The sequence below is a fragment of the Methylomonas stagni genome, assembly GCF_050154735.1.
GTDB classification, from domain to species: Bacteria; Pseudomonadota; Gammaproteobacteria; order Methylococcales; family Methylomonadaceae; genus Methylomonas; species Methylomonas koyamae_A.
In genome coordinates this window covers 2,334,330-2,347,395 of sequence record NZ_CP189557.1, presented here as the reverse complement: position 1 = coordinate 2,347,395, position 13,066 = coordinate 2,334,330, and the positions used below count along the sequence as shown (strand labels likewise).

The 13,066-nt window shown below is 57.7% G+C and carries 10 protein-coding genes and 1 pseudogene; 6 read left to right on the top strand and 5 right to left on the bottom strand.

The genetic code is table 11. The features are described from left to right. Window positions 1-246 precede the first annotated feature (246 nt). The 6 genes from ACP4CD_RS10945 (at window position 247) to ACP4CD_RS10920 (ending at window position 7,245) form a co-directional block, all read left to right on the top strand. A complete protein-coding gene (locus tag ACP4CD_RS10945; protein ID WP_071157449.1) occupies window positions 247-519 on the top strand; it encodes a hypothetical protein in 273 nt (90 codons plus the stop codon). A 177-nt stretch (window positions 520-696) separates the two neighbouring features. After that, window positions 697-2,067: an ATP-binding protein gene (locus tag ACP4CD_RS10940; protein ID WP_064027755.1), complete on the top strand. Its 1,371-nt coding sequence runs from the start codon at window positions 697-699 to the stop codon at window positions 2,065-2,067. Beyond that, entirely contained in the window at window positions 2,048-2,596 is a 549-nt protein-coding gene (locus ACP4CD_RS10935; protein WP_064027753.1) for a response regulator transcription factor, read from the top strand. Before ACP4CD_RS10940 ends, ACP4CD_RS10935 begins: the two co-directional genes overlap by 20 nt. Window positions 2,597-2,986: 390 nt before the next feature. Continuing rightward, window positions 2,987-4,111, top strand: a complete 1,125-nt coding sequence (locus ACP4CD_RS10930) for a fatty acid desaturase family protein (RefSeq protein WP_426994568.1) — start codon at window positions 2,987-2,989, stop codon at window positions 4,109-4,111. 336 nt (window positions 4,112-4,447) lie between these two features. Continuing rightward, the gene (locus ACP4CD_RS10925; protein WP_426994567.1) at window positions 4,448-5,503 is read left to right on the top strand and encodes a hypothetical protein; all 1,056 of its coding nucleotides are present in this window, start codon (window positions 4,448-4,450) and stop codon (window positions 5,501-5,503) included. 965 nt (window positions 5,504-6,468) lie between these two features. Continuing rightward, window positions 6,469-7,245, top strand: coding sequence for a class I SAM-dependent methyltransferase (locus ACP4CD_RS10920; protein WP_426994566.1), 777 nt, complete (start codon window positions 6,469-6,471; stop codon window positions 7,243-7,245). 200 nt (window positions 7,246-7,445) lie between these two features. On the opposite strand, the gene ACP4CD_RS10915 is transcribed toward ACP4CD_RS10920, so the two are convergent. The 5 genes and pseudogenes from ACP4CD_RS10915 to ACP4CD_RS10895 all read right to left on the bottom strand — a co-directional run bounded on the left by ACP4CD_RS10915 (window position 7,446) and on the right by ACP4CD_RS10895 (window position 12,978). Next, window positions 7,446-8,246: a hypothetical protein gene (locus ACP4CD_RS10915; RefSeq protein WP_426994565.1), complete on the bottom strand. Its 801-nt coding sequence runs from the start codon at window positions 8,244-8,246 to the stop codon at window positions 7,446-7,448. Between the two features lie 11 nt (window positions 8,247-8,257). After that, complete coding sequence (locus tag ACP4CD_RS10910) at window positions 8,258-8,686, bottom strand: phytoene desaturase family protein (protein ID WP_426994564.1); 429 nt, start codon at window positions 8,684-8,686, stop codon at window positions 8,258-8,260. Further along, window positions 8,587-9,755 (bottom strand): annotated as a pseudogene (locus tag ACP4CD_RS10905) (phytoene desaturase family protein). Before ACP4CD_RS10905 ends, ACP4CD_RS10910 begins: the two are co-directional and overlap by 100 nt. Window positions 9,756-9,757: 2 nt before the next feature. Then, window positions 9,758-11,359 (bottom strand): aldehyde dehydrogenase family protein, encoded by a 1,602-nt coding sequence (locus ACP4CD_RS10900; RefSeq protein WP_426994563.1) that lies wholly within the window; start codon window positions 11,357-11,359, stop codon window positions 9,758-9,760. Between the two features lie 98 nt (window positions 11,360-11,457). Next, window positions 11,458-12,978 (bottom strand): phytoene desaturase family protein, encoded by a 1,521-nt coding sequence (locus tag ACP4CD_RS10895; RefSeq protein WP_426994562.1) that lies wholly within the window; start codon window positions 12,976-12,978, stop codon window positions 11,458-11,460. Window positions 12,979-13,066: the final 88 nt, after the last annotated feature.

Genomic DNA, 13,066 nt, shown 5'->3' with positions numbered 1-13,066 from the left:
GAGGGAAACTTGGCCGGAGCGGCTGGGTGAATCGCGATCGGCGTTGCGAACCAATGCCGGAACGAGGGCTTGGCTAGTGCTTGGCTGCCCGGATTTGCTGCGGCGAAATCGCTTCGAATCGCTTCGGCCGCGGTCCGCAAAAACGGCGGCGGATCGAGGACAGGAAAAGCTTTTCTTTCGGTCGATTTACTGGTAGTTTGTTGCGCCGCCATACCAGCAACTCATAGAATAATTCAAGGAAAAGCCATGCAACAACCGCGAAAAACCCCGATTTGGGTCTTTTTGGCCCTGTCCAGCATCCAAACCCGCAAGGGCGCGCTGATTTTAATCTGGAGCAGTCTGCTGTTCAGTCTTTACTGCATCCCCTGGGTGAATTATTTCGCCGACGCCTGGATCGCCAGCGTGTTTTTGATCGACGACTGGAGCTGGTTTGCGATGATGTTGCCGATGACCGCTTGGTATTGGCTGAGCATGAAATGGATGGACAGCAACGGCGGTTGGCGATTTGAAAATGCCTGATGTGATACCGGTATAGGGGGCGAGCGGCCGCCTCCGACACCGGCGCTAGCGTTTTCGGCAGCCGGCTCGCCGGCCCAAGCTTCGCTCCATTCCATCCCCGTTATCCGCGCCGTTGGTTCGTTAGATGAGCCGGAGGCGGTTAGCGGCCCGCCCGATCGTCTCAGTCCAACGTTCACCATGCTGTCACATATACTCCCGAAAGCCGAGATTTCGATACGCGAAAATCTCCGCTGGCTTTACATACTTAGAAATTTGATGCTGTTCGCGGTGACCGTGGCGGTGTTTATCGCCGTGAACGGCTTGGGCATCAGTTTGCCGCAAAACCAGCTGTGGCTGGCAATTTTCGCGATTTCCATCCTGAATCTCTATACCTGGTTGCGCTTGCGGACCGCCGAGGAAGTCACCGAGTACGAGATTTTTTCGCAAATCTGCATGGACGTGCTGGCGCTGGCCTATTTGTTGTATCTGACCGGCGGCGCGTCCAATCCGATCATCTGGGTGTTTTTGTTGCCGCTGATCATCACCGCGATCATGCTGCCGCAGGCCTATGCCTGGAACATGGTTATCATCACCTCCTGCGTATATACGGTGTTGATCGCCTATAACGTACCTCTGCCGGCGATAGAGCCGCATCTCAATCACCAAGCGATGCAGGAAATGACGCCGGAAATGAGCTTGCAGATGCATTTGATGAACGACCGCCGCTATTTCAACCTGCACGTGTTCGGGATGTGGTTCGGTTTCGTGTTCAGCGCCGGATTAGTGGCGTTTTTCGTCGTCGAACTGTCGAAAACCCTGAAGGAACGCGAACGCAATCTGGCCGACGCGCGCGAGAGTGCGCTACGCGACGAGCGAGTGGTGTCCCTGGGCACGCTGGCGGCCAGCGCCGCGCACGACATGGGTACGCCGCTGGGTACCATCGCGATCTTGACGCACGAGATGCTGGAGGAAACCCCGGAGCATCGAAACCCGGATCTGTACCAAAAACTGATGATCGTCCAGCAGCAGATCGACCGCTGCAAGCAAGCCTTGTCGGTGATGTCGGCGTCCGCCGGCGAGATGCGCGCCGAGTCCGGCAAGGTCATGCTGGTCAGCGAGTACATCGACGAAGTGCTTAACCAATGGCGCGCCCACAAGCCGGCCACCAAGCTCAAGTTATTCGTATCGACCACCGTCGATATGGACGCCCGGATCATCGCCGAACGCACGGTGACGCATTCGGTCATCAATATTCTGAACAACGCTGCCGAGGCCTCTCCGGCCGACGCCGGCATCGAATTTCACGTAGAATGGGACGATCGGTCGCTGAGCTTGAAAATTCGCGACTTTGGACCAGGATTACCGCGCGAGTTATTGCAATTCGCCGGCCGGAAACCGGTAAAAAGCAACAAGCAGGGCATGGGCGTCGGCTTGTTTTTAACCTACACGACGATCAAGCGCCTGGGCGGCACCATCGTGTTCGACAATCCGGAAGCCGGCGGCGCCTGCGTCGAAATCAGCTTGCCATTACTAACTAAGGAGAGTACGGATGACAGATCTTACGGCTGACATACCCAATTTGCTACTGGTGGACGATGACGTCACTTTTTGCTCGGTGCTCAAGCCGGCACTGGAAAAACGCAATTTTCAGGTGACGGTGGCCAACGACGTCCAGACCGCGATGACGCTGGCCGAACAAACCGAACCGGAATACGCCGTCATCGATTTGCGGATCGGCCACGACTCCGGTCTGGAGATGGTCAAGAAGCTGATTTCGCTCGACGACAATACTCAGATCGTGATGTTGACCGGTTTTGCCAGTATTGCTACCGCCGTCGAGGCCATCAAGCTTGGCGCCATTCATTATCTGACCAAGCCGGCCAATGCCGACGAGATCGTCAATGCCCTGTACAAGGACAAAGGCGACGCCTCGGTGGCGATCAGCGACAATCCGCTGTCGATCAAGCGTCTGGAATGGGAGCACTTGCAAAAGGTGTTGATGCAGCACGACGGCAATATTTCCGCCGCCGCCAGAGCCTTGAACATGCACCGCCGTACCTTGCAGCGCAAGCTGGAGAAAAAGCCGGTTAAGGAGTAGCCGGAAACGCCGGGGTTTCTTGGCTTTTGGCGGCGAAGACTGTAGACTAGTCAGAGTCCTTGAACGGTGAAACGTCTAAAGTGACGGTCAAACGGGTGCCGCGACGGCGGCGCTCCGAAAGTGACGGTCGCTTGGTCGGCGGTTCGAGCCCGTCCAGGGAAACAATGAATCAGGGCTTTGCAGCGATGCAAAGCCTTTTTTTGGCTGGTGTTCGGTCGGCACGCGATCGGACATCATTGCAGTTCCGCCGGTTTTTCTGCTTTAGTGTTTTACCCGACTCTGAAAGACGCCGCCGCCGCGTTCGGCCGGTCCGCCGGCCATGGGATGGTAACCAACGAATCAGGAGCGCTAGGTTCGTCGCTTACCATTGCATTTTCAAGAGGTTGTGTTTTGAGTTTATCCAGTTACCAGTCCGTCGATCGCGAGCAGTTAGCGAAAGATATATCCGAGCTCCATCGACAAGCCCTGGCCGACATCGGCCCGGAAGATTACCGGCATATGAAGCGCATGGAGCGCTGGGGCCAACTGAGTTCGTTGGCCGGTTACGCCACGGCCTGGTTGGCGCCGAATCCGGTATCGGCCTTGTTGATCAGCCAGGGCAGTTTCACGCGTTGGACCCAAGTGGCTCATCCGATTCAGCATCGCGGCTACGATAAAGTGGATGCCGCCCCCAAGCACTACAAGAGCCGGCATTTCGCCCAGGGCTGGCGCCGCTTTCTGGATTGGCCGGATTGGATGACGCCGGCGGGCTGGCACCACGAACACGACGTGTTGCACCACTATCGGCTGGGCGAAACCGCCGATCCCAACAACGCCGAGCACAATATGCAATGGCTCAGGCAGTCCAAGCTGCCGATGTGGCTGCGCTACGCGATCGTCGCGGTGTTTTCCGGGATCTGGAAAGTCAGTTACTACACGCCGCGCACCCATAAGGAATTGCGCTTGCTGGCCGCCCGCCAGCACGACAGGCCGGCGCCGCCGATGACCCGCCTCGGTGCCTGGAGCTGGTTTACGCCGCAAGGTCGGGCGCTCTGGTCGGAAAGCATTCTGCCCTACGTCGCTTACCGTTTCGTGCTGTTGCCGGCCTTGTTCCTGCCGCTGGGCGGCTTTGCCGCGACCAGCGTGTTGTTGAATTCCTTGCTGGCCGAAATCTTCACCAATATGCACACCTTTCTGGTGATGATCCCCAACCACGCCGGCGACGACGTGATGGGCTTCGACGACAAGGCCAAGGGCAAGGGCGAATTTTATTTGCGGCAGATTCTGGGCTCGGTCAATTATCCGACCGGCTCCAACTTCAACGACTTTTTCTACGGTTGGTTGAATTACCAGATCGAGCATCATCTATGGCCGGACCTGCCGCTCAGTCAGTACCAAAAACTCCAGCCCAAGGTCAAGGCGGTTTGCGACAAGCACGGCATTCCGTATTGTCAGGACTCGGTGTTCAAGCGCTTGTTGAAGGCGGTGGACATCATGGTCGGTAAAACCTCGATGCTGAAACCGGCGGCGGCGTGAGACCGACCGGTTGGTCCTGAGTCATGCGCTTGACACGAAGCCGTGCTGTAATCCTACCCGAAGGCGTTTTCGGGTATTCTGTGGGTAGAAGGTTGAACCCTGACCGTTCGTTAGGGTTTCAGCGGACAGTTAGGGTTCCGTCGACAATCACGTCCTTGTCAGACTCCCGGTAGCGCTCGTAATTTCGGCGGGGATTGCCGAAATCCAGACTTCACGGACGGATCGAAGCTTGCCATCCATGGCACTGGATGCCCGCATCCCGGCGGGCATGATGGCGTCGCTTAAATCTGACAACGCAGAATGAGCCGTTTGCAATTCACTAAAAGGAGATCGTCCGTGCATCACTCAAAAATCATGGTCTTGCTGGGCCTGTTGTTCACGCTCGATTCCGTCGATGCCTCGACGTTCGCGACGGCGACCGCCGGCGCCAGTTCGTCCGGCAACCAAGCCTGCGGTTTGGGCGAGGAGTGCAGCGAGGCGCACGCGGTGGGCGGGCCGTATGCCTCGGCCGATGCGTTGGCGTGGTCCGGGCCCGGCAGCGCGAGAGCGGTCGCGACCGCGACTTCGATCAATTTGGGCATGCAGACCGCGACAGCATCGGCCAATACCGTCGTCGACGGCGGCGCCGTCTTGGTCAGGGGCGGAGGCGGCATCGGCGACGTCGTGACGCTACGCGGCCGCTTGGTTATCGAGTCGGACTTGGACTACGGACTTTCCGGTATCGCCGGCACCGGCGGCAGCTGCTGTTCGATCAGTTCGATATTGGCGCTGAACGTCACGGTCGAGCGCAAGGACCCCGTGCATGGTTACGTCGGCGAGTCCGATTTCGAATTCGACATTACCGATCAATTCGAGTCGGTGGCGCCGCCGATCGACCGGCCGTTTTCCAATACTCAATCGATTGCAATACTGGAAAACGGGAGCGGCGTGCTCAGCCCGCTCGCCGAGAGTGCGTATTTAAACGGCGATCCGATCAGTTTTGCCTTCCAGATGGGCTACGCGGACGAGTTTCGGGTGCGCTTGAATTTGGAGGTCAGCGTCAAGGCCGACGCCAGCACCAATCCGGGTTGCGTGATGTTCAATCCCGACGGAGGCTGCGTCGTGGATTCGACGCTCGACGACAATATTGCATGGATTTCGCTCGATGCCGGTCACTCGCTGTATTGGGCCGGCTTGGAAGCCAGCGACGCGGTGGGAAATCCGGTGCAAATTTTGTCGACCAGCGGTTTCGATCTTTCACAAAACTACTTCCCGCTGGTCAGCGTCCCGGTGCCGGCTTCGGTGTTTCTGTTCCCGAGCGGCCTAGCAGGGCTTTTAGCCCTGATCCGGCGCGATAGGCTCGCGCGGCTGTCGCTTGGAGCGAGGCACGAACCTCAACGTTTACCGGTTTGACCGTTGCCTATGAATAACTGTTTTGTGGTCCCGTTGTTCCGCTGGGTTGGTGTCTGAACGCTGATCTTGTTCGGCTTCGTGCCTCATCAACCTATGGCTTTGTCGGCATATTGGGGAGACGCCGGGCATTTTTTTCACAGGTTTCCCGATTAGCCTGATTTGCGCGGAGCGGAACCCTGGGGCGGTCGCTAAATTCCGTGGGCTACATAGCGCCTCATCGAAACTAAACTCTGGGTAGGGAATTCCGCTAGTCGTTAGCTCTATAGCGTTTGCGCTATTCGGTCTCAAGCCCTCCAATGTGCCAAGATCCCAACAACTTAGGTGTGTTCGACAGTCAGCTATAGGGCGGAATTTCCGGGATCAAGCTTGACAACCCTAGCATCTATGATAGTCTTCAGCCCGGTTTGGGTACATCTGCTGCAAAATACGAATAAATTGCTTTAAATCGTGAATAACTCTTCAATGATTAACTCTCGCTGCAATATTGTTTCAACATTGCGCCATGCTCGTTTTGTGTCGATGCGATAGCGGTAAATCGAAGAACAACTGTGCCGAAGCTTGGTTCAGATAACACCCGGCGGAACTGGCAAAGAACTGATATTTTCCGTTCGAATAGTACAATACATAATCTTAAGGTTGAGATAATGGTATATCAAGAAGATGGAACGGTAGTGCCTTCATTAAATCATGCTTATTTGAATTTTCAGAACTCTAGTACGGTGCTTGGAGCGGGTGCTAGTGTTTATCTAAAAATAGATACTACCGGTTGGCGTTATGGTTATGTGCCTTAGAGTGGAAAACCTCCGCATGGATCAATATGCCGTGGAATTGGTTGGCGTTAGGTAAAGACAGTAAGCCTCTTTTTGGCAATACTATATACCCATCAATAAAGGCACGAGACTCTAAAGAGTCCCGGCTGCATCGGCATTGAAAAATATTAACCTCAAAAGTAAGAATATCTACTTATGACACCGCACGAAATCAAAGAACAGGTTGACCGCTTAGCCCGCGACGCAAGTTGGCCGGATTGCCCGAACGGAGGATGGCAATATCCCTTTGATTTCGGCTTTGGCATCGAAGCGCCAACGTACACGCCAACCCAGCGCGAACTTCATCCTTGGCGCCGGGCGGTCACGCTTTCGGCATTGGATCGATATTTCGAAGGCCGCTACGATCGAATTTCGGTTCTCGATCTTGGCGCCGGGGAGTGTGCGTTTGCCGCCGGGCTCTGGGAGAAAGGCGTACGCAATATTACCTGCGTCGAAGCACGCGATATTAATATCGAAAAGGCTTTATTCGTGCAAAATGTATTAGGCTGCGAATTTAAGATAGTCAAGGAAGATGTCAATAAGTTCTTGGAAAATGACGAGCGTACTTACGATCTCGTGCTGTTCATGGGCTTGTTATATCACCTGCAAGATCCTTTTAACGTGACGAAGAAAATAGCCGAAAAGACCAAGGAAATTAGCGTTATAGAGACCGTCTTGGCTTGTCCGTCCGAGGTTGTTTTTTCAAATAACTCGGATTATCGCCCGAAATCTGCTGCCTATTATATACGGATAGAAAATAAAGACGGTCCGACGGCCGGTTTGTCCGATATTGAGTTATGGCCTACTCAATCGGCGCTGGACTATACCTTATATAATGCCGGCTTCAAACGGCTTGAAGATATTGTGCCCGAAGACGCGAGCATCAATTTTTATTCGACCAAACAACGGACCTTATTATTAGCCCACAAATAATGCCGGATGAATTCGCCACAGTCCAAAACGGTTAAATTCGCGAATGACGATGCCGTAGCCGGATTAGCTGATTTGTTAGCCGGAGTCCGGCCTAAACCCACTGAAATGGAATCCGGGATGAGGCCGAAAAACCTGCATTTCGCTCTGCCTCATCCAGGTTTCATCGCCTCATTGGACTCAAGCTGCGGCTAATCTTCCGGCTAAAACTCCCAAACCTCGACGTTCAGACTATCCGAGCCGCCGCCGGCCGATTCGCCGGGCGGGGAGATGGACCATTCCCACTGGGCCGCCAAGCTTGCCGTGGCCGGTAAGCGAGCCAGCAAGGGCCGGTAGTCGTTGCCGGATAGGCGTTGGCCGGCGGCGTCGTAGGCCGTGTCGCAGACTTCGGTGATCAGACAACACGGTACTTGCCAGGCAGTCAGCCAGTCCAAATGCGCTTCGACCAAGTGCTGGCCGAAGGCTTCCAGGTGCTGTTCCGCAGCGCCGCTAGCGGCCAGCCAGGCTATCGGCATCAGCGGCAATTGCATCAGGCAATTCACCGAAGCTACCCACGCCGGTTTGGCGGATAGCTCGGGGTGGGAGGGACGGGAAACCAGCACGTCGGGCGGAATACGGCGCCGTTCGGCCAACCATTCGACCGTGCCGGTCACATCCCAATAGCAACAACCGACGCGACCCGGCCAGCGCCGAGCCAAACGGCGAGTGGCTCGGCTGAACACAATGTCCAGCAACACCACCTGTTGAAACCGGGTCAGCAAATCCGCCAGCGGCAAGTCGCGGGCGATGCCGCCGCCGACGATTAACGCAGTTCCGCCCGCCGTTTCCAGGCGATCAGCGGAGGTCAGCAAGGCGGCGCGGGTGGCCTGAATATGCGGCTGCCAGGCGTCACGGCAGCGCCGATGCCGGGTTTCCAGAGCTGCGGCCTCGCGGACGTATCCCAGGCGACGGGCGGCCGGACTGGCGGTACGCGCTCCCAGATAGTGCCAGGCTTCCTCCAGCATGCCCGGCCGGTTTATCGGCCGGCCAGGTCGGCCAGTATCTTGTCTCTGACCAACTGCCCCGACAAGGTCACCATCGGCATGCCGCCGCCGGGATTGACGCTGCCGCCGACGAAATACAGATTACGCAGTTCGCCGCTACGTTGCGGGGCTTTGAAGCCCAGGTTCAGATTGCGGTCGGCCACCACGCCGTAGATCGAACCCCGGTTAGAATAGTAGCGGGCCTCGATGTCGGGCGGCGTCCAGTATTCCTCGCAGACGATGTGGCGGCGCAGATCGGTCAAACCCATCCGTTCCAATTTGCTCAACACCCGCTCGCGCAAGGCCCAATAATCGTCGGCGCTCAGCGGTCTTTCCGGATCGATGTGCGGAATATGCGGCAGAATCTTGATGATTTCGCAGTCGGCCGGTGCCTGGGCCGGATCGGTCTTGCACGGCGCCACCAGATAAATGGTCGGGTCTTCGGACAAGCGGTGACTTTTAAACACCGCATCGAAATGCTCGCGCGGGTGATCGGAATAAAAAAGTTGTGATGCGCCAGTTGCGGATAAAGCCGGTCCACGCCCAGGTGCAACACCAGGCCGGAGCAACTTGGCTGGAAGCGCTGGACTTTTTTCAGCGCCGGGGCCGGGCTGTTCAGCAGTTTTTCCAGGCACGGAATCACTTCCATGTTGGATACCACCAGATCGGCGGCCAGCCGTTCGCCGCTTTGCAGGCGGATGCCGGTGGCGCGGCCGGCTTGGTGCTCGATGGCGGCGACTTCGGCATTCAGCCGAATCTTCACGCCCAATTCCAGCGCCAGTTTTTCCAGGGCCTGAGCCATTCCGTACATGCCGCCCTTGACGTACCACAGACCGTATTGGTATTGGATGTAGGGCAGCAGATTCATCAAGGCCGGCGCGTCGTAGGGCGAGGAACCGACGTATTTGATGAAGTAATTCAGAATGTCGACCAGTTTCGGATCGGAGACGAAGCGGCGCACGCCTTGATCCATGGTGCGGAATACGTCGAATTTCAAACTGCGCAGCGGACCGTAGAATTTCAACAAATCCCAAAAGCCGTCCAGGCCCTTGGCAAAGTAACCGGTTTCGGTTTCCCGGCCCAATTCGCTGGCATAGGCCATGAAGCGTTGGAATTCGTCGTACACCTGGGGACCGAGCTTTTCCAGCTCGCGACGCTGGTTTTCCGGGTCGGCGCATAAATCGACGACGGTGCCGTCCTCGAAAAATTCCGCCAATGGGTTTCGACCGCCTCGATCGCCACGTAATCGGCCATGCGTTTGCCGACCCTGGTAAACAAGGCTTCGAAGATGTGCGGCATGGTCAGGATGGAGGGGCCCAAATCGAAGGTGAAACCGTCTTTTTCCAGAATGTTCAGCTTGCCGCCGACCTTGTCGTTTTTTTCGACCAATTCGACTTGGAAGCCTTCGGAGGCCAGCGAAATCGCCGCCGATAGGCCGCCCAAGCCGGCGCCGATCACGACGACATTGCGGTGCTTAGTGTATTGCTGCATGGTTAGCCTCGTTTGCCTGTCAACAGTAATTTAAGATTGTGCCAGCGTTGGGTCAGGTCGAAAGCCGAATACTCCCGAAACGCCTGCAAGGCCGGCCAATTGCGTTGGATGCGTTGTTTCAGCGTGCCGGCGCCGTGCACGAAGTCGATATAACCTTTTAAGTTTTGATAGTGCTGTTCGGAATAGGGAAACCAGTTCGGTTCCTTGGGCAAGCGGCTGCGGCTGGTCAGTCCGGCCACCGGATAGCTAAAGCTCAGCAAGCCCTCGGCGCTGTGATAGCGGCCGAAGCCGCTGCGCTTGACGCCGCCGAACGGCAGGCCGGGATGGCCGATGTTTTTGATGACGTCGTTGACCGCCCAGTTGCCGACCTGCAATTGCCCGGCCACCTGTTCTGCCTTGGCGATGTCGCTACTCCAGATACTCGCGTTCAAGCCGAATTCGCCGGCGTTGGCCGCCGCGACCGCGTCGGTTTCGTTGTCGAAAGCCTGGATAGGCAATAACGGGCCGAAGGTTTCCTCGCGCATCACCCGCATATCGGGTGTGACGTTCCACAACAGCGCCGGCGACAGGAAGCGGCCGTCGCGTTGCAACGCGCCCGAGGCTTGGGCGCCTTGGGCCAACGCGTCGTCGTAATGGGCTTGCACGATGTCGATTTGCCGGTCCGAGGTCATGGCCCCCAAATCGGCGTCCGCGCCGGTGCCGACTTCCAGCTTGGCGACGCCGTCCAGCAACAAGGCCAGGAATCGGTCGTGGCACTCGCGTTGCACGTATAAGCGTTCGATCGACACGCACACCTGGCCGCTGTTGCTGAACGCGCCGTACAACGCGGCGTTGGCGGCGCGCGGCAAATCGGCATCGGCGAACACGATCATCGCGTCCTTGCCGCCCAGTTCCAGCAGCACCGGGATCGGATGTTGGGCGGCGCGGCGCATCGCGGCGCGGCCGGACTGCAAGCCGCCGGTGAAGAACAGCAGGTCGGGGCCGGCGTCGATCAAGGCTTCGCCGACCGCGCCGCCGCCGATCGCCCATTGCAGCAGGCCTTCCGGCAAATCCAAGCCGGCGAATAGTTCGATGATCAGTTGGCCGACCGGCAGACTCAACTCGGACGGCTTGATGATCGCGGCATTACCGGCGATCAAAGCGGTCAGTAGCGGTGCCACGGTCAGTTGCAGCGGATAATTCCACGGCGAAATAATCGCGGCGACGCCGTAAGGGCGGCGTTGGATTTGGGCGGTGGCGCCCGGAAACGCGAACGGCGAGGTCGGCACCCCGCGGCCGGCCAGAATCCCGGCGGCGTGTTTGCGGTAATAGCCCAGCAAATCCAACAACGGATAGATTTCGCCGAGCAGGGCTTCGGTGCGCACCTTGCCGGTGGTCAGGCGCAGGCAATCGACGATGGCGTCGCTGTCCGCCAGCAGCCGTTCGGTCAGCGGCGCCAGTTTCGCCAGCCGTTGTTCGACGGACAGGCTGGCCCAGGCCGCGCCGGCGGTGCGGGCGGCGGCCATTTGTTCGGCCAGCGCGGCGGCGGTCGTGGGCCGGTATTCGCCCAACAGGCGGCCGTCCAGCGGTGAAACGGCGCGAATCGGCGAGGGTTCTATAGACATGGGTTGGCTGGACTCAGGGTCGGCAAGCAGTTAGGGCGAAGGCTGTCGGCCGAAACCGCGCTGGCGCGGCAAGTGGCGTTGGCTGTCACCGGTTCGGGCTAGTCTTTCAACCAACGGCTTTGATCGATGTCCCGAAACGCCACGCCGTGTTTTTGCGAAATCAGCCGCGCCGAAATCCGCGCCGACTCGTAAATCGTCGGCAGGCCGCTGCCGGGATGGGTGCCGCCGCCGACCAGATAGCAGTTGTCCAGTTCCTCGAAGCGGTTGTGCGGCCGCCAGTACAGCATCTGGCCGAAGTGGTGGGCCAGGCTGAAGGTCGCGCCCTTGTAGACGTATTCGTCGCTTTCCCAACTGCCCGGCGTGATGATTTTTTCGCATTCGATATGCTCGCGCAGATCGGTCAAGCCCATGCGTTCGGCCAAGGTATCCAAGACTTGCTCGCGCACGGTTTGGCAATGTGCCTGCCAATCCACGCCGCTGTCGTTGTTCGGCATCGGCACCAGCACGTACAGCGCCGATTTGCCGGCCGGCGCCAACGTGGCGTCGCTGGCGGACGCGTTTTGCACGTAGAACGAAAAATCCCGGCTCAGGGTTTTGTCGGCGAAGATATTGCGGATGTTGGTGCGATAGTCCTTGGCGAAGGCGATGGTGTGGTGGGGCAGGTCGTAGACCTTGTCCAAACCCAGATACATCATGTAGGTCGAGCACGAGTAATCGAGTTTTTTCAGTTTTTCCGGCGCGTACTTTTTCAGTTGGCCGGGTTGCAGCAAATGGCTCATCGCGTGGGCGAAATCGGCGTTGACGATCACTTCGTCGCCGCGAACCTCGTCGCCGTTGTCCAGCTTGACGCCGTTGACCGCGCCGTTTTCGACGATGAGCGATGCAACCCCGCTATTCAGGCGAATCTCGCCGCCGCATTCGCCGACGACCTTAGCCATCGCCTCGGCGATTTGATTCAAACCGCCCTTGACGTGGTAGATGCCGTATTCGTGTTCCAGATAGGGCAGCATCGTGAACAAGGCCGGGCATTCCCACGGCGACATGCCCAGATATTTGGATTGAAAGCAAAACGCCAGCCGCATTTTTTCCTGATTGAAGTAGCGGCCGAGATTGGCGAATACGCTTTTCGGATAGGCCAGCCAAGGCAGGGCCTTGATCAAATCCCAGGACAAAAACGACGCCAGGTCGGAATAGTCGCGGGTGATGCAGGGATATAGGGCTTTAAAGCGTTTGCGCTCGTTGACGATGAAGTCGTCGTAGCCGGCGGTGCCTTCGTCGAACACCCGGTTCAGTTCGGCCCGCATGTTTTCGCGGTCGGAGTACACCGAAATGTCGCGGTCGGCGTATTGCAGGCGGTACATCGGCGCCAGCGGCAGGAATTCCAGGTAGTCCGCGCTTTGCCGGCCGCACAATTCGAACATTTCGTCCAACACGCCCTTCATCAGCAAGAAGGTCGGTCCGGTGTCGAAGGTAAAGCCGTTCATCCGAATCGCCCGGTTGCGGCCCCCGACTTCCGGGTGTTTATCGAATATCGTAACCTTGAAACCGCGCTGGCCGAGCAGCATGCCGGCGCACAGGCCGCCCGGGCCGGCGCCGACGATGATGATGTGTTTGGGCATGAGTGACTGAGGGGGAGCGTTGAAAAAAGCCGGTAATGTAACAGTATTTTTCGGCTTTGACCCAAGCGATGATGTCGGCCGCGGCCGC

Coding starts and splice junctions, on each gene's coding strand:
- ACP4CD_RS10915 (WP_426994565.1), bottom strand. CDS start 8,246: ATGCTGGAGGAAGCCTGGCACTATCTGGGAGCGCGTACCGCCAGTCCG.
- ACP4CD_RS10900 (WP_426994563.1), bottom strand. CDS start 11,359: ATGTCTATAGAACCCTCGCCGATTCGCGCCGTTTCACCGCTGGACGGC.
- ACP4CD_RS10935 (WP_064027753.1), top strand. CDS start 2,048: ATGACAGATCTTACGGCTGACATACCCAATTTGCTACTGGTGGACGAT.
- ACP4CD_RS10945 (WP_071157449.1), top strand. CDS start 247: ATGCAACAACCGCGAAAAACCCCGATTTGGGTCTTTTTGGCCCTGTCC.
- ACP4CD_RS10920 (WP_426994566.1), top strand. CDS start 6,469: ATGACACCGCACGAAATCAAAGAACAGGTTGACCGCTTAGCCCGCGAC.
- ACP4CD_RS10940 (WP_064027755.1), top strand. CDS start 697: ATGCTGTCACATATACTCCCGAAAGCCGAGATTTCGATACGCGAAAAT.
- ACP4CD_RS10895 (WP_426994562.1), bottom strand. CDS start 12,978: ATGCCCAAACACATCATCATCGTCGGCGCCGGCCCGGGCGGCCTGTGC.